The 15,439-nt window shown below is 57.1% G+C and carries 18 protein-coding genes; all 18 read left to right on the top strand.

Going from position 1 to position 15,439, the window contains the following annotated elements:
• Positions 1 to 123: 123 nt before the first annotated feature.
• Positions 124 to 1,392 carry a phage portal protein gene (locus PHACT_RS12600; RefSeq protein WP_070118586.1) on the top strand — a complete coding sequence of 423 codons (1,269 nt, stop codon included), beginning with the start codon at positions 124 to 126 and terminating at the stop codon, positions 1,390 to 1,392.
• Positions 1,380 to 2,309 (top strand): S49 family peptidase, encoded by a 930-nt coding sequence (locus PHACT_RS12595; RefSeq protein WP_070118584.1) that lies wholly within the window; start codon positions 1,380 to 1,382, stop codon positions 2,307 to 2,309. The genes PHACT_RS12600 and PHACT_RS12595 overlap by 13 nt, the downstream gene beginning before the upstream one ends.
• A 69-nt stretch (positions 2,310 to 2,378) precedes the next feature.
• Positions 2,379 to 3,671 (top strand): phage major capsid protein, encoded by a 1,293-nt coding sequence (locus PHACT_RS12590; protein ID WP_070118582.1) that lies wholly within the window; start codon positions 2,379 to 2,381, stop codon positions 3,669 to 3,671.
• Between the two features lie 118 nt (positions 3,672 to 3,789).
• Entirely contained in the window at positions 3,790 to 4,050 is a 261-nt protein-coding gene (locus PHACT_RS12585) for a hypothetical protein (protein WP_083264624.1), read from the top strand.
• Between the two features lie 37 nt (positions 4,051 to 4,087).
• Entirely contained in the window at positions 4,088 to 4,636 is a 549-nt protein-coding gene (locus tag PHACT_RS12580) for a head-tail connector protein (RefSeq protein ID WP_070118578.1), read from the top strand.
• Between the two features lies 1 nt (position 4,637).
• Complete coding sequence (locus PHACT_RS16800; protein ID WP_070118576.1) at positions 4,638 to 4,979, top strand: phage head closure protein; 342 nt, start codon at positions 4,638 to 4,640, stop codon at positions 4,977 to 4,979.
• Complete coding sequence (locus PHACT_RS12570; RefSeq protein ID WP_070118574.1) at positions 4,969 to 5,184, top strand: hypothetical protein; 216 nt, start codon at positions 4,969 to 4,971, stop codon at positions 5,182 to 5,184. The genes PHACT_RS16800 and PHACT_RS12570 overlap by 11 nt, the downstream gene beginning before the upstream one ends.
• A complete protein-coding gene (locus PHACT_RS12565) occupies positions 5,177 to 5,647 on the top strand; it encodes an HK97-gp10 family putative phage morphogenesis protein (protein WP_070118572.1) in 471 nt (156 codons plus the stop codon). Before PHACT_RS12570 ends, PHACT_RS12565 begins: the two co-directional genes overlap by 8 nt.
• Positions 5,647 to 6,012, top strand: a complete 366-nt coding sequence (locus PHACT_RS12560) for a DUF3168 domain-containing protein (RefSeq protein ID WP_070118570.1) — start codon at positions 5,647 to 5,649, stop codon at positions 6,010 to 6,012. The genes PHACT_RS12565 and PHACT_RS12560 overlap by 1 nt, the downstream gene beginning before the upstream one ends.
• Positions 6,013 to 6,030: 18 nt before the next feature.
• On the top strand, positions 6,031 to 6,525 hold the full coding sequence (locus PHACT_RS12555; protein WP_070118568.1) for a phage tail tube protein: 495 nt from the start codon (positions 6,031 to 6,033) through the stop codon (positions 6,523 to 6,525).
• A 10-nt stretch (positions 6,526 to 6,535) separates the two neighbouring features.
• Positions 6,536 to 7,024 (top strand): phage tail assembly chaperone family protein, TAC, encoded by a 489-nt coding sequence (locus PHACT_RS12550; protein WP_070118566.1) that lies wholly within the window; start codon positions 6,536 to 6,538, stop codon positions 7,022 to 7,024.
• 16 nt (positions 7,025 to 7,040) lie between these two features.
• Positions 7,041 to 7,220: a hypothetical protein gene (locus tag PHACT_RS12545; protein ID WP_083264623.1), complete on the top strand. Its 180-nt coding sequence runs from the start codon at positions 7,041 to 7,043 to the stop codon at positions 7,218 to 7,220.
• Complete coding sequence (locus tag PHACT_RS12540; RefSeq protein WP_070118562.1) at positions 7,220 to 9,391, top strand: hypothetical protein; 2,172 nt, start codon at positions 7,220 to 7,222, stop codon at positions 9,389 to 9,391. The genes PHACT_RS12545 and PHACT_RS12540 overlap by 1 nt, the downstream gene beginning before the upstream one ends.
• A complete protein-coding gene (locus PHACT_RS12535; RefSeq protein ID WP_070118560.1) occupies positions 9,391 to 9,804 on the top strand; it encodes a hypothetical protein in 414 nt (137 codons plus the stop codon). Before PHACT_RS12540 ends, PHACT_RS12535 begins: the two co-directional genes overlap by 1 nt.
• A complete protein-coding gene (locus PHACT_RS12530; protein ID WP_070118558.1) occupies positions 9,801 to 10,307 on the top strand; it encodes a DUF1833 family protein in 507 nt (168 codons plus the stop codon). The genes PHACT_RS12535 and PHACT_RS12530 overlap by 4 nt, the downstream gene beginning before the upstream one ends.
• On the top strand, positions 10,304 to 10,717 hold the full coding sequence (locus tag PHACT_RS12525; RefSeq protein WP_070118556.1) for an NlpC/P60 family protein: 414 nt from the start codon (positions 10,304 to 10,306) through the stop codon (positions 10,715 to 10,717). The genes PHACT_RS12530 and PHACT_RS12525 overlap by 4 nt, the downstream gene beginning before the upstream one ends.
• On the top strand, positions 10,704 to 14,282 hold the full coding sequence (locus PHACT_RS12520; protein ID WP_070118554.1) for a host specificity factor TipJ family phage tail protein: 3,579 nt from the start codon (positions 10,704 to 10,706) through the stop codon (positions 14,280 to 14,282). The genes PHACT_RS12525 and PHACT_RS12520 overlap by 14 nt, the downstream gene beginning before the upstream one ends.
• Positions 14,279 to 15,436, top strand: coding sequence for a hypothetical protein (locus PHACT_RS12515; protein ID WP_070118552.1), 1,158 nt, complete (start codon positions 14,279 to 14,281; stop codon positions 15,434 to 15,436). Before PHACT_RS12520 ends, PHACT_RS12515 begins: the two co-directional genes overlap by 4 nt.
• The last annotated feature ends 3 nt before the right edge of the window (positions 15,437 to 15,439 follow it).

The raw sequence follows: 15,439 nt of genomic DNA, 5'->3' as shown, positions 1-15,439 counted from the left end.
CTGGATGATCTACCCGGGCCTTGGGTTGATTGTTGGAGGATTCCTTTGCCTGGCTTGGTCGTGGCTGGTGTCGCGCGCCGTGGCGTCCCAGCAACCACCGACTGACGCAGGCGGTAAGCACTGATGTTCTTTCCACGGATGTTTCAGAGCGCAGCGACCGGACAGCAGGTCAAAGGCGCGGACTGGACAACGGCCATATCAGCCTGGGGTAGTCGGCAGAGCTCTGCCGGCACAATGGTCAATACTGAAACAGCCATGGGGCTGGCAGCTCTGCGCGGTTGTGTAACCCTGCTGGCAGAGTCGGTAGCTCAGCTGCCGTGCGAATTGTATGTGCGCGACGACAAAGGCGGGCGGGAGCGCGCCACCGACCATCCTTGTTACGACATGATTCACTCGCAGCCCAACCGCAAGGACACGGCGTTCGAGTATTACGAGCAGGCTCAGGGCGCCCTCGGACTGGAGGGAAACCACATAGCGCTGATAGAGCGCGATGGGGCCGGTTATCCGACAGAGTTGATCCCGATACATCCGAAGAAGGTAGTGGTCCTCAAGGGCCCTGATGCGCTCCCTTACTATCAGTTCCCTGAGATGGGCAACGAGATATTGTCGATGCGCCAGGTCCACCATGTGCGGGCATTTTCGATTGACGGTTATGTAGGCCTGTCACCGATCTACACCAATCCGGATACCATCGGCCTGTCGCTGGCGACTGAGCAACACGCGGCCGCCGTATTTAGCCGCGGTGCCACAATGTCTGGTGTCATCGAGCGCCCCAGAGAAGCAGCGCCAATTAGCGAGCAGGCCAAGGTCGATAACCTGCTGGCAAAGTTTGCTGAGCGTCACGCAGGACTGCGCAACCTGTTCTCGGTGGCTTTGCTGCAGGAAGGCATGCAGTACAAGCAGCTCTCGATGGACAACGAGAAGGCGCAGCTGATCGAGTCGCGCAAACTCGGTGTGGTGGAGATATGCCGGCTGTACAAGATCCCACCTCACATGATCCAGGAGCTGGAGAAAGCGACGTTTAATAACATCGAACACCTCGGTCTGCAGTTCGTGATCTACACGCTGCTGCCATGGATCAAGCGCATCGAGGGAGCGATGATGCGCGACCTGCTGTTACCAGGTGAGCGCAAGCAGCACTACATTGAATTCAATGTCAGTGGGCTGCTGCGCGGGGACCTGAAGTCGCGCTACGAAGCCTATGCCATTGCCAGGCAGTGGGGATGGTTGTCGGTGAATGATATTCGCCGTCTGGAAAATATGCCGCCGGTTGCCGGCGGAGATCGATATCTGACGCCCCTGAACATGACCGCTACCGGTGATGTGGGCGCAACCCTGAACGCTACTCCCCAGCAAATCAAAGAGATCGAGGGAATCCTATGCCTGCAATAAACTACCCCCACATCGCCATGATGGTGTTCAACACGCCATTGTATGCAACGCCTGATCTTGTGCGTTCGGTGCGCGCTGCGCTGGAGCCGAGACTGCTGGGTAAATCCGCATCCGGCGACATGATAACCGAGCTGATGGAGCTGTCTCGTGATGAGGAGCGTGCGATCAAGGACGTTGAGATCCATGGTCGAGTTGCGATCATCCCGGTGCACGGGATTCTGGTTGCTCGCCGCGGGCAGATCGATGCCGCGTGCCAGGAGCTGATTTCGTACGAGCGCCTGGCTACAGTCATTCATGCTGCAGTAAAGCACGACCTGGTCGAGGAGATCGTGCTGGACTTCCACACCGGCGGCGGCCAGGCCATCGGCTGCAAAGAGCTCGCAGATAACATCCGTGCATGGAGTCAGATCAAACCGATTACTGCGGTTGTGAATTTCGCCGCCTACAGCGCCGGGTACTATCTGGCCAGCGCCTGCAGCCGGATTGTTTGTAGCCCAACCGGCGGTGTCGGATCAGTCGGAGTGATCATCGAAACCTACGAAGTAAGTAAGTGGGAAGAAGAGATCGGCATCAAGTACAACACCTTCTACCGCGGCGACCACAAGAACGACTTCTCTCCGCACGAGCCGATCACTGATCAAGCCGTAGAGCAAATCAACACTCGCCTGGATTACTCCTACAACATGTTTGTTGAATCCGTTGCCTCCTATAGGGGTTTGTCTGCAGAGGCCGTGATCGATACCCAGGCCCGTTGCTTCAGTGCCGAAGAAGCCCTGGCCTTGAAGCTTATTGACGAGATCGCGCCTGGTCAGCAGGCAGTCAACGCGATTGCCCAGAAGTACACCCAATCAACTCAGCCCAATGGCCGGCGAGTGCAAGCCCGCGCCAAGGCGGTTGACCTGAATTGTCGTTTCTAGCCACGCGGCGGAGCGACCTTTACAGCGCCTTCGGGCGCTTTTTTTATGCCACCCGAAAGGAGATACGCTATGACTATCGAAGAACTTCGCCGCAAGCGATCAGAGGTTAACGCCCAGATTCAGGCGCTTGCTACTACCGAGAACGATCAAGGCAGTCTGAATGAAGAGCAGCTTGCTGAGTTTGACAAGCTGTCTACCGAGTTCGATGCACTGACAGCCAGCCTCACTCGGAAAGAAACTGCCGAGCGCACAGCTGCTGCCGCTGCGGTACCGGTGTCCACTCTGGGCAATACTTCTGCTGCCGTTCACGTTAAGAAAGAGCTGCAGCAATATCCTGGCGCCGGCTTCGCGCGAGTTGCGATGTCGATCGCTGCAGGCAAGGGTGATCTGTCCCAGGCTGTTAAGTTCGCTCGCGCTGAGATCGGTGATGAGTCCGTTGCAATGGCGGTGGAAACTTCTGCCAACAGCGGCGGATCATTGATTCCTCAGAACCTGCACGATGAGGTTATCGAACTGCTGCGTCCCCGTACGGTGGTGCGCAACCTGGGAGCGCGCACAATGCCGTTGCCCAACGGCAACCTGAGCTTGCCTCGCATGGCCTCTGGCGCAACGTCCAGCTACGTTGGTGAGGGTAGTGACGTGCTGGCCAGCGGGGGCACCACAGACGATGTCGCGCTGACAGCCAAGACCATGATCACTCTGGTTCCTATTTCGAACCAGCTTATCGGTCGCGCCGGCTTCCAGGTTGAGCAGATCTTCCTGAATGACGCACTGGCCAGCATGGCGGTTCGCGAAGACAAGGCCTTCCTGCGTGACACAGGCGCAAGTGATACCCCAACGGGTTTTGCAAAAGTGTGTCTCGACGAAGGTCGGGTCGTGGCCTGGAGCGGTACGGTTGACCTGGCAACAATCGATGCCTACCTGGACAGCTTGATTCTTGAGCTGATGGAAAGCGACAGCCTGTTGGTGTCACCTGGCTGGGCGCTGGCGCCTCGCACGTTCATGAAGCTGTTTGGTCTGCGTGATGGCAATGGGAACAAGGTTTACCCGGAAATGGCGCAAAACATGCTGAAGGGCTGGCCCATCAAGCACTCTACAACCATCCCCGTGAATCTGGATACATCGGAAGCGGCGAACAACGACGAAACCGAAATCTACTTCGCCGACTGGGCGGATGTCGTAATCGGTGAAAGCGACACCATGTCGATCGCATTCTCAAACGAGGCGGCATATAAGGACGCCGGCGGCAACATGGTCAGTGCTTTCAGTCGCAACCAGTCGTTGATCCGCGTCGTCAAGGAACACGATGTCGGTTTCCGTCATCCGGAAGGCCTGGTGCTGGGTACCGAGATCCCCTGGTAATCGTGCATAAACCGTGAAATAGGCGGGCGCTGCCCGCCATTTCTCACACACACCGCTACATAAACTGAGGGTTTTACCCATGCCAAAAAGTAAAGCAGGAAAGGAAAAAACGATTTCCATGACATTCAGGAAATCGTGGGGCCGTCACGCGGCCGGTGATCGTGCGGGCTTCAACGCGGATCTGGCCAAGCAGCTGGAGGAGCGCAAGATTGCAGTGCCCAGTGCTTCGCTAAAAAAGGGTGGCGCTGGCCCAGCTGACCCGGACAAAGGCGGTGCCGGCAAAGGTGCAGCAGGCTCTGCTGGCGCCGGCAAGAAAGACGACGGTAAAGTTGCTGCCGATGCCGGCGCTAAAGGCACCGAGGGCGCCGACAAGGTGTAACGCCATCGCCAAGGACGGCGACTTACTGAGCTGAATTATGGTTGATCTCGAATTTGCAAAACTTCAGGTCCATTTGGAGGCTGAGGACACAGCGGAGAACGCGCTGCTCGACGTATTGATACGCGCTGCGTACCGGTTTGCAGAAGCGCACACGCAGACCCGGATTGCGCCTACGCAAGTTGTTTTGGTCTTGGACAGGTTCCCGGTCAATAGCAACCCTATCGAAGTTCCATGGACTCCGGTGCGGGCGATTTCCAGTTTGGAGTACATCGACCAGGATGGCCAGGAGCAATCGCTTGATCCAGAGACTCTGCGTCTAGACTCACGATCAATCTACGCCAGTATCTATCCGCAATTTGGTACGAGCTGGCCCGTGGCAATAGCTGAGCCAGAGAGCGTGACGATAACGCTCGATGTTGGATTCGCAGAAGACGATGAGCCGGCGGACATTACAGCCGCGATCTTGTTGACCATAGGGCACCTGTATGAAAACCGTGAGAGCGTTGTTATTGGCAGCTCTGCAGTTGAATTGCCTTTTGGTGTGAAAGCTCTTTTGGCGGACTACGTGATAACGGCGGTGGGCTGACGTGAGGGCTGGAAGACTACGACACAGACTGCAGCTTCAGCAAAAGGCAAAGACCAGAGATCTGGATTCTGGTGAGTTCATCGACAGTTGGCAGACTCAAGTTACCGTATGGGCTGAAATTGAACCGGCCAATGCCAGCGAGTTCATTGAATCATCTGCGACCCAGGCGCAGATCACAGCAAAGATCACAATACGCTTTCGCCCAGGGCTGGACTCGGCAAATTGGCGAGGCGAACACAAGGGCACAATCTACAAATTCGAAGGGCCGCCCATGCCCGATCCCAGGTCAGGGCGGAAGTACCTTTTGATAATGGCGTCGACAGGAGTTTCTGATGGCAGCTAAGCACATTTACCAGGCCGGTGATCCGCAAAGCCGACGTGTCGAAGAGGTCCGCGTTAACGGGGTGCCGGTTCCCAAAGTAATTTATGCAGATACGCGCCGGGGTGTAGTGCGCGCGTTTCGCGATCCGTTTCAGACGGACAAACATGGCAAGCGGGCGCTGACGCGCACACTGCGGGGGAATGTAGAGGTTACGCTGCGTGACTGATGGGCTGACACATAGTATCGCCGGCATTGACGATGTCGTTGATCGTCTCAGTCAATACCCTGACCGGGTACAAAAGCGAGTGGCTACAGCTGCAGCACGCAAGGGTGCCAATGTGTTACGAGATGCCGCTCGGCTGCGCGCGTCCAAACTCGACGATCCAGATACGCCACGCAACATCTCATTGAACATTGTTGCCCAGAGCGCCGCCCGGCTTGGCCGTGAGAACGGCGGGGTGGCAATGCGCGTCGGTGTCCTGGGCGGCGCCCGTCCCAGCTCGGAGTCCGGTACCGACGCGAACCCCGGTGGCTCAACACAGCACTGGAGAATGCTGGAGTTCGGCACGCAGCACATGCCAGCCCAGCCCATATTCCGCCCGGCCGCCGCTGAGTCGCAGCAGGCGGTGTTCAGCGCGATGGCGGATGAGTTCAATAAACGGCTCGACCGATTGGAGAGGGATAACTGATGTTCGCACCAGTATTCGCCACGCTCTCCGCCTCGGCAGAGGTTGCGCAATTGCTGGGCTCTGGTGCCGATATGCGCCTGTACCCCATCGAGGCCGACCAGGGCACGCCTGTGCCATATGCAGTCATCACGCAAATCGGCGGACCAACCGAGAACCAGCTTTCCGGTGGGTCGGCGACCGATCGTTATCTGATCCAGATCGATAGCTACGCCAAAACGCTTACTGAAGCACGAGCTGTCGCTGGCGCCCTGCGCGCCGCAGTACAAGACTTTGCGGACGTTGACTCAGTCGGCCGTGAATCCCGAAGTGCGAAAACCAGGCACTACAGTTACCAGTTCGATATTGAATGGCTAATTGCAAATTAACTCTACAGGAGCACAGACATGTCAAAGGTTGATATCACAAAAGGCATGAAGGTTTACATGATCGATCCGGCGGCCAATGATGGTGCTGGCGCTGTCGTCGAGCTGAAGAAAGTCACCAGCTTCAACTTCGGCGGTGCGCCTGCAACCGAAATTGATGACACCACGTGGGACAACGAGGAGGTCATGACACGCATTGCTGGCCTCAAGGACCCGGGCCAAGCGACACTGAACGTGTTGCACAGCGTGGGAGAAGCTTCCCACAAGCTGCTCAAGGATATGGACGACGCCAACGACAGCATGCAAACCACATTTGCTGTTGGCTTCAATGACGGCGCCGCGCCTCCCACAATCACTACCGGGGAGTTTACCTACCCGGACACTCGCACATTCATGGCAATCAAAGGCTGGGTAATCGACTGGCCGATTGATTTTCAGCTCAACAGTAGCGTGCCGGTACCGGTTTCTATTCGCCGTGCAAGCAAGCTGATCGTCAGCCGGAAGGTGCCGGCGTAAGGAGTAGCCAGTGAACGTTGAACAACTTATAGCCTCGGGCGCGGTCCGCCCGACGGAACTGATCAAGAAAGAGATCACTTGGGCCCGAATAGATGAATCCTCGGGCGATGAGTTGGTAGATGTCTTTGACGTGCACGTCCGGCGCTTGGCATATATCGATCAGGAACGAATGCTGCGCATGGCATTCAGGAGCAGCCGAGATGCATCGGATGATGATGAAGATGCTGTTCAGCCTGCTCAGCATGACAGCACGACCGCTGCTCTTATCTGCGTTGCTATCCGCCTGGGTGACGACGCCAGTGAGGAGCTGACTTACGACCAAGCCAGGCAGCTTGAGCCAAACCTGGCGCGCGCAATGCTCGATGCGATCAACCTGGTGAATCCCACGCCTGTTAAAAAAAAAGCTCTCGCCAGAGGAAGTAGTTTGGCACGAGCTGGTGCTAAACGGGGTCGGGGGAAGAACAGTCCAAGAGGCCAAGCAAAATCTAAGTCCAGCTGAGTTTGCGAGCTGGGTGATGTACGTCAATCAGTACGGCTCCATCAACCCGTCCCGGCGTATCGAGTTCAGCCTGGCTCAGGTATCGGTTCAGATCAATCATGCCCTGGGCGGCCACAACACACTTGCTGACTACATGCCTCATACAAAGGCAGACGACACCATTTCATTCGAAGACGCTATGGAGAGTTGGACGTAATGTCACGACGATCGCTGGGCACATTAACCGTTGACCTCATCGTGAAGATGGGTGGATTCGAGCAGGGCATGTCACGTGCCTCGCGCGAAACCAAAAAGCGCATGCGTGAGATTCAGAAAAGCGTTGATGAAACCGCCAAGCGGGTGAAGAACTTTATTGCCGTCGGAGCGGCCGCTGTCGCTACTGGCGCAGCGATAACCGCAGCCATGGTCAACAGCGCCCGACAGTCTATTGATTCCCAGGCAAAGCTGGCCAGATCTCTCGATACGACATATGACTCCCTGACCGCTTTGCAGATGCGCGCTGGTGATTCGGGCATCGATGGTCTGGAGGCGTCGCTTAACAGGATGAATCGCCGCTTGGGCGCCGTTGAGATGAACGCAGGCCCCGCGGTGAAGACAGTGAAGGCATTGCGCCTGGACCTTGAGGCCATGGCCAATATGGGAGTAGACGAGCGGATAGGTTACATCGGTGACCGTATTCGGGAGATGAATGTCTCCAACGAGGAGGCGGCCAGACACCTGCAGCAGTTGGGCTTTGAGCAGGCCGCAGCGATCGAATTGTTCCGCGATGGCTCTGATGCCGTAGACCGGTACCGAAAGGAAGTCGACGGCCTGGGTTTGTCCATGGATGATCTGGACGCTCAGCGTGTGGAGCAGATGAATGATGCCCTGGGCATTTTCAACGACATGCAACTGTCGATCGCCAACCGCCTGACCACCGCCGTTGCCCCGTCGATCCTGTCCATCGCTGAGTCCATCGAAGAGGCGTGGATCCAGACTGATAATTTTGGGCTGGCGTCAGTGGAATTCGAAGAGAGTTTCCGAAGCTCAGTGGCAGGCGCCCTCGACGCTACCGCTGATCTCGTCGACTTTATGGAGCTGCGCGGCGGCGACATGGCCACATTCGGCCTGATCGGGTATCTGTTTTTTGGTAAAACTGGCCGCGCAGGCGCTGCCATTGGCGCTGCAGTTGGCTACCTGTTTTCTGAGCTGCGCATGAACATGGCGCGTTTGGGTATCGGTGTAGACGAGCAGGCAGCCGAACTCATTCGTCTGGAAGAGAGAGCTGCCGCGCTTACCGCGCAACAGGCGCGTCTCGCATCTCAAGACGAGGCAACGGCTGCGGTCATGGGTCGCGGGCCTAACCCAGACGGACTCCAGGCAAAAATTGACGAAACTGTCGCCGCCGCAGCTGAGCTGAGGGAGGCTATGGGTCCGGCTGCTTGGGCTGATTTCAACAAGTATTTTGGCGAGGCTGAATCTTCCGCAGAGGGCTTTTCAGGCTTTTTGAGGGAGGCTGCAGACAGCTTGCAGACCCTTTCAAGCGGCGCTCCACCGGGCTCGTCTGGGGGTGATGGTCGCCCTGACGGCTTCCCGCCAGAGGATCAGGAAGAACTTTTAGCGATCTACCAAGCGCAGGAAGAAGCGTTGCACCGTCAATTGACTCTGTATGGCGATACCTCCGCCATTGCCAACCTGATGTACGAGATGGAACAGGGCTCGTTGGCCGAACTAAACCCCATGATGAAAGAGCGGCTGTTGTATATGCAGCAACAGCTTGATGCGATGGATGAGGAAACAAAAGCCGATCTGGAGCGCCAAGAACGGCTTGATCAGCAACGAAAGGTCACGGAGCAGTTCGCCATCCAGGCGGCCAGGAATGTTCAGAACTCGCTTGCAGAATACCTGTTTGACCCATTCGATGAGGGGTTGAAGGGCATGCTCAAAGGCTTGGGAGACACGCTCCGCCGAATGGCCACCCAGATCGCGTCGCAGAAGCTGCTGTCCTCACTGTTCAGTGGCATGTCTAATTCCAATGTTGGCTGGTTGTCATCACTTGGAGATTCATTTGCTGGCGCATTTGACAGCGGCGGGAACATCCCCGCGGGCCAGTGGGGCATCGCCGGCGAGATCGGGCCGGAGATTGTTCGGGGCCCAGCGATGGTAACCAGCAGGACCGACACGGCGCGCGCCTTGGGCGCGAACGTCAGCATCAATGTGATAAACAACGCCGGCGTCAATGTGCGCCAGGGTGAGACTCGGTTTGATGGCGGGCGGACAATGATTGATGTTGTTATCGAAGCCGTCCGCACAGGCATGCGCCAGGGCGATCTTGACCAGGACCTTGCCGCTACCTATGGCATAACCCGAGCCGGGGGAAATAGCTGATGGCAGCAAACCCGAACTCAGCTCTGGAGACATGGCCGGCTCTGTTTGGCAAGCCGCTACGTGACCCTGGTGTCGGCGTTATTGATCCGGTGATCCGCACGCCCATGGACGACGGATTCAAATCGCGCCGGCGCTTTATCACCCCAGTTATCACCGGTTCTTATTCGTTGCTGATGACCAATGCAAAGTACCTGCTGTTCCAGTCCTGGCACCAGCACAAGATCGCCAGTGGCAGTGACTGGTTCAATTTTCAGGTACGAGCTGGCGCAGAGGTTGAATGGGAAGAGGTGAAGATGACCGGCATATACCAGGCACAGCCCCAGCAAAACAGGTATGTGACGGTCACTTTCTCAATTGTTCAGCGCACGAACTCCATCCCCGCTGAAGCTACACTGGATGCTGCTCTGTCATGAGTAACCTGAATACTGTACGCGCCTCGGCGCCGTCCGGCATAGTTATCGTCGAGACGCTTGAGGTTCTTCACGACAGCTTCCCATCCCCGATCCGGGTGACTAATCAGCTCGAGGCTTTCAGCGCCACCCTTGAGGACACGGCGCCACATGATGCTGGGCAGCTGGTAGCGTTTCAGCCTGCATATTTTGAGCTCATATTGCCCAATGCTAACAACGGTGGCACCGAGATCATTGATGTAAATATCACGAACATCGACCAGGTTGCGGCTGATCGCATGGAGATTGCGATGGCGAACCCTGGGCCGGTCAGCCTGATATTCCGCGTGTACCTGTCAAGTGACACATCCGGCCCGGCTATCGACCCGCCGACACGGCTCACAATTGAGAGTGCCGCCGCCGACTATGTCAGTTTGAGAGCAAAGGCCAAGAATGCGGACAACATAAACCGCAAATTCCCTGGCTGGGTCTATAACACGTTCGACCACCCAGGGCTGGCCAGATGAAGTATTCCTACATCCGCGATTACATGGGCGCCCGGTTCCGTCACGACGCGTACGGGGAAGATGGCTGCTTCGACTGTTACGGCCTTGTCTGGCACATTGCTAAGCATCATGGCGGTATAGAGCTGCCAAGGTTTGATGACTACGCCGGTCAGCTGGCGCGGATAAACGCCGCGATCGACGGCGCCGTTCTCTCCAGCGACTGGCGAGAGGTAAGCGCCCCACAAGACTTCGACGCGGTTGTCATGCGCAGGGCAGGAGAGGCGTACCACGTTGGATGTTGGCTTGGCGTCGATGATGGCAAGGTGCTGCATGCCACACCACAAGGTGTTCTTTGCAATGACCTGGCGGGGCTGCGGCGCATGAACTTTCAGCACATCACTTTCTACCGGTATATCCATGCTGATCACTGAGTACCAGAACGGCTTCGACCTGCAGCATGATCGCGCGTTTTACAGCCCAGCCCCAGGCACGACTTTCGCTGACTGGTACGAGATACACTACCGTGGTCGAGAATACAGCGTTGCTCTGGTCGTGCTGGATGGAGAGCCGCTGGCGCGTGAGCGCTGGCGCGATGATTTGAAAGGCGAGCAGATCCACATAATGCTCAAGCCCGGCGATCCGATGACAGTATTCACGGTCATCAATACTGCCTTGGCAATCGGCTCCGTTGTCTATTCCCTGGTCAACCGGCCAAACGCTCCAAACACTCCAGAAGAAAGCCCGACGTATTCAATCAATGCCCAGTCCAATGAAGCGCGCCTGGGCGCTGTGGTGCCCGTGCAGTATGGTCGACACCGGATCTGGCCGGATCTCCTGTCGCAGCCGTTCAGCACCTATGCCAGCAACGATCAGTACCTGTACCAACTTTTTTGTGTCGGTGCCGGCGAGTACGACACTGAAGATCTGCAGATCGATGACACAGTCGTCGAGAACTTCAGTGAGATTGACTACGAGTACTACTACAACACGCCGGTGACGCTGTTCCCGACCAACGTTGTTACGGCCAGTGAGGTTGGCGCTCAGGAACTTGGTACTGATTTCACCGGTCCGTTCATCGCGTCCGCTGGCGGGACCCAGGCCAACCGGCTTGAGATTGACATTGTGTGGGATCAGGGGCTTTTCCGAGCTCGCTCAGAAGGCGACACGGATCCAGCGACGACGACACTGATAGCCGATTACCGAGCCATCGATGACCTAGGCGAACCTACCGGATCCTGGACGACCTTCTTAAACGAGGTGATCACCGATACCACCCGCGTGCCCAAGCGTCTTACCCGGGCAGTTGCCGTAACGCCTGGTCGTTATGAAGTGAGACTGCGCCGCGGTGAGATAAGCCAGACCGGTCCGAAGATGTTTACCCGCTGCGTTTGGGAATCTCTGCGCGCCTACCTGGAGGATGATGCCGAGACATACGAGGGCCTCACGGTTCTCGCAGTGCGTGCCCGGGCCACCGGTAACCTGAATCAGAACAGCAGCCGGCGTTTCAACCTGGTTGGCACGCGCAAGCTGCCAATATGGGATGGCTCACAATGGTCCGCCCCGACGGCCACCCGATCCATTGCGTGGGCGTTGGCTGACATCATACGCGCTGAGTATGGAGCAGCCCGTGCGGATGACTTGATTGACCTGCAGAAGCTGCTGGCTCTGGATGCCACCTGGAGCGACCGAGGAGACATGTTCGACTATCGCTTCGATGTGACCACTACCATGTGGGAGTCGCTGAAGCTTGCCGCCCGTGCCGGCCGCGCGATACCTGTCATGAATAACCAGGTGATCAGCTTCATGCGCGCCGCACCGCAGAGTGTTCCGGCCACGATATTCAACAGAAAGAACCTGCGCGATTTTACAGTCGAGTACCAATTTCTAAACGAGGAATCACCGGACAGTGTGTTGGCTGAATATGTTGCCCCCGACCTTGGCTGGCAAGTGCATCAGGTCCTTTGCCAGCCCCCGGGCAGCGCGGGCACGAATCCAAAACGCGTGCGCTACAACGGCATCATCAATCGCGAGCAGGCTTTCCGAGAGGGCATCTATGATGCCGAGGTCGAACGCAAGCAGCGCAAAACCTGTAAATTCACCACTGAGTTGGAAGGGTACATCCCGCAGCAGGGTGAGCTTGTTGCCGTCGCAAACGAGGATTTCCGGTACGACCAAGGCGGAGAGGTCGTAGAGGTAGATGGGCTGGTGCTGACGTTGTCAGAGCCGCTGACCTGGACTCCGTCCGTGGCGCATGCAATCCGTCTTCGCAAGGCCGACGGGAGTGTCGATGGTCCGCACCTTGCTCTTGCTGGGCCGAACCCAAATCAGGTGGAGCTCAATGAAGCCCTGGACTGGACGCCGCAAACTGACGGCACAATGGTGCGCACTCTTTATCATTTTGGCGTTTTGGGCTCGACGCTCAGCGATTTCCTGATTAAAGAGATGCGGCCACGCGGGAGGCTTGAGGTAGAGCTGGTATGCCTGGGTGTTGTGGACTCAGTCCATAGCGTTGATGAGGCCGAGGTTCCGCCGGACAATACGCCTGGGCCCATCGCAGGTAATCCGGATGGCCCCGTAATCAGAACGTTGCTGGTTGAGAACGCCAGCAATCCGGCCATACTCCACATTGCTTGGTCCCCAGCGCCTGGTGCCACCGAATACGTTATAGAGCGCAGCCTTGATGATGGGGACACGTGGAGCCTGTGGACTACTACCACCAACACGCAGATAACACTGCCAGCACCAACGGGCGACCTTAGCGTTCGCGTTGCCGGTGTTGGTCGTGCCCGGGGTCCCTGGAAGTATTGGTCAGGGACTGTCGGAGAGTATGACATCCACTCCCCAACGGGACTTAGTCTCACAGCTGAGCTGGCCCTGTCTACCAGCGGTGATTACGTGACGAACTTGGTATTCACGTTTAGCCCTGAAGAAGACGACTATCACATCAAAACGTTTGAGGCCCAGTATAAGCTGGCGCGACACGCCGACTGGAAGCCTTTGTATAACGCATTGGAAACACGTTGGGAGTGGCAGAGCGCCGAGATCGGCGTGCACCAAGTCAGGGTGCGTTCGGTTTATGTCCAGGGGGAGGTTTTCAGCGACTGGGCGGAGGCGCAGATCACTAGCCTGGGAACCTTCGACTCAATCGCTGCTGTCGGCCTTCCTGACCCAGTGGATCCGCTTCTGTTCATCACCACTGATACCGAGAAGTCCACTGCAGATATTCGTATCAGCGTGGGGTATGAGGGAGAGGGCGCGGCACCTGACCGTTTCCTCCTGTTTTATTCTGCTGCACAGGCTCCGGCCACCCTGCAAATAACATCGGACGATGGCAACAAACTCTACATCGACCCCGATGCAAGCATTGCAGGCACGTTCAGTCTGTCGGTGGTCGCCGGCAGTACCGCAAAGAGAGTGAGATTCAGCAACACCGGCATTGATATCGATTTGTCCGGGATGTGGTGGATTGCAATCGAGTCTCCAGGTAACGGCAACACCCGCTTTTTCAAAATAGCTGAGAGCAGCACCACTGAATTTGTACTAGCCGCAGCCGATGAGTTCCCTTTCATACCAGCGCCTGGAGACACGATCCAGGTGGTTGAACTCGAGTATGCCGATAGTCGTCTGCCCGAGTTCAGCCTGCTATGGGTAAACGGTGAAGTGATACGTCATGGCGGCATCGATTTTGATGGCCAGTATTATGTCGTGGCGCAGCAGCGCGGGGCAGAGGGTACCACCCAGTCAGACCAGGGTGGGCAACTGGCGCACTATTATCCTGCACTGGGCCCGTTGACGAATACTGTTGAGATTATGGCCAGCGATTTCCAGCTGGTTGACGGTAGATTCGTTTACAGCGGCACCATCCCAGTAAGCATACCCAGCGAGATGGTATGGGGTTCGGTCAGCTGTTGCCTGGCGCGGCGCGCTACTGAAAGCACAGGTACGCAGTACGTCCGCAGCAACATTGTTCAATTGATTCAGGCGGGACCAGCATGACGACTATCGGTCGAGGCAATGCGTCTATCGGCATGAGCAGCGTCCGTGCCTCTTCGCCCACGTTGCCGCTGCCTCAGCAGATACCGACACTGGCAGATGAAGTTGCACGCCTGACCGCCAGGTTCCAAAACCTCGAAACCCTGGTCGAGCGCAAAGCGGATAACGACACCCTCCGATCCGCCATCAGGATATCCCCCGAGTCCATCCTGCTGGAGGCGAAGGACGTCGGTGTGCTGGGCACGTTTACTGTCGCTGCCATCATCGATGAGCAGAACGGAACCACCACCGGCAATGTCCCGCTGGCAATCACCCAGATCCGTGGCGATGTGATTCGCACTGGCACGATTGTCTCGAACAACTGGGGCACCAGTGCAGGCACTGCGATCAACCTCAACGATGGCACGATCATCATCGGTGGCAGCGATAGCCCTACATTTGAGTACGATGGCACCGATCTGACGCTGACCGGAACGATCACTGCCGACTCGGTTATAGCCAACACTGTCACCGTCGATGGCGTTGAGATGGGCACCATCAAAAGCAACTCAGCTACCGGTGCCAGTCACGCTGGCGCCAGTGGTAACCCTCACGGTACATCGCTGACGCAGGTTTCTGGCGATCTGGACGACATAGCTGACGGCTCGACGTATTTCAGGGCCAACATCAACCAGCTAAACGGTGCGGGGCGGGCTTTCAGCGCTCTGGACAGCTCATTCGATTACATCCGCACGCTCGGTACCCAGAAGATCGCTATCAGCGGCAGCAATCCGTTAAACGGCGGGATTATCGATGTCAACGGCCTGCGCTGGTACCAGGCGGGCTCCCCCACGTTCGTTTTGGCGGCCAGCGGTGGCGCCACCTTCTCGGGTGACGTTGTAACTGTTGGGCGAGTCGTTGCGAGCGGCGGGGAAACTGTTTCAGGCCAGCTCGCCGCGATGCATGCTATTTGCGGCGCTGTAGGCGGCAGCGGTCTGTATGCCAGCCGTGGTTCAAGTGGAAGCCAGGCAATCCTTGCAGATGGCAACGGAGGTACGGCCCTGACCATTGTTGGACTGCTCGCGAAAGTGCGCGTGACAAATCAAGTCATAGAGATTTGGAACCATTCAGACGGTACCTATGTCGGTAAATTCGAATACCGCTTCGGCTCACCATAACAG

The organism is Pseudohongiella acticola (genome assembly GCF_001758195.1).
Lineage (GTDB): Bacteria > Pseudomonadota > Gammaproteobacteria > Pseudomonadales > Pseudohongiellaceae > Pseudohongiella > Pseudohongiella acticola.
The sequence above is the reverse complement of the archived record's forward strand: the minus strand, read 5'-3'. Positions and strand labels throughout refer to the sequence as shown.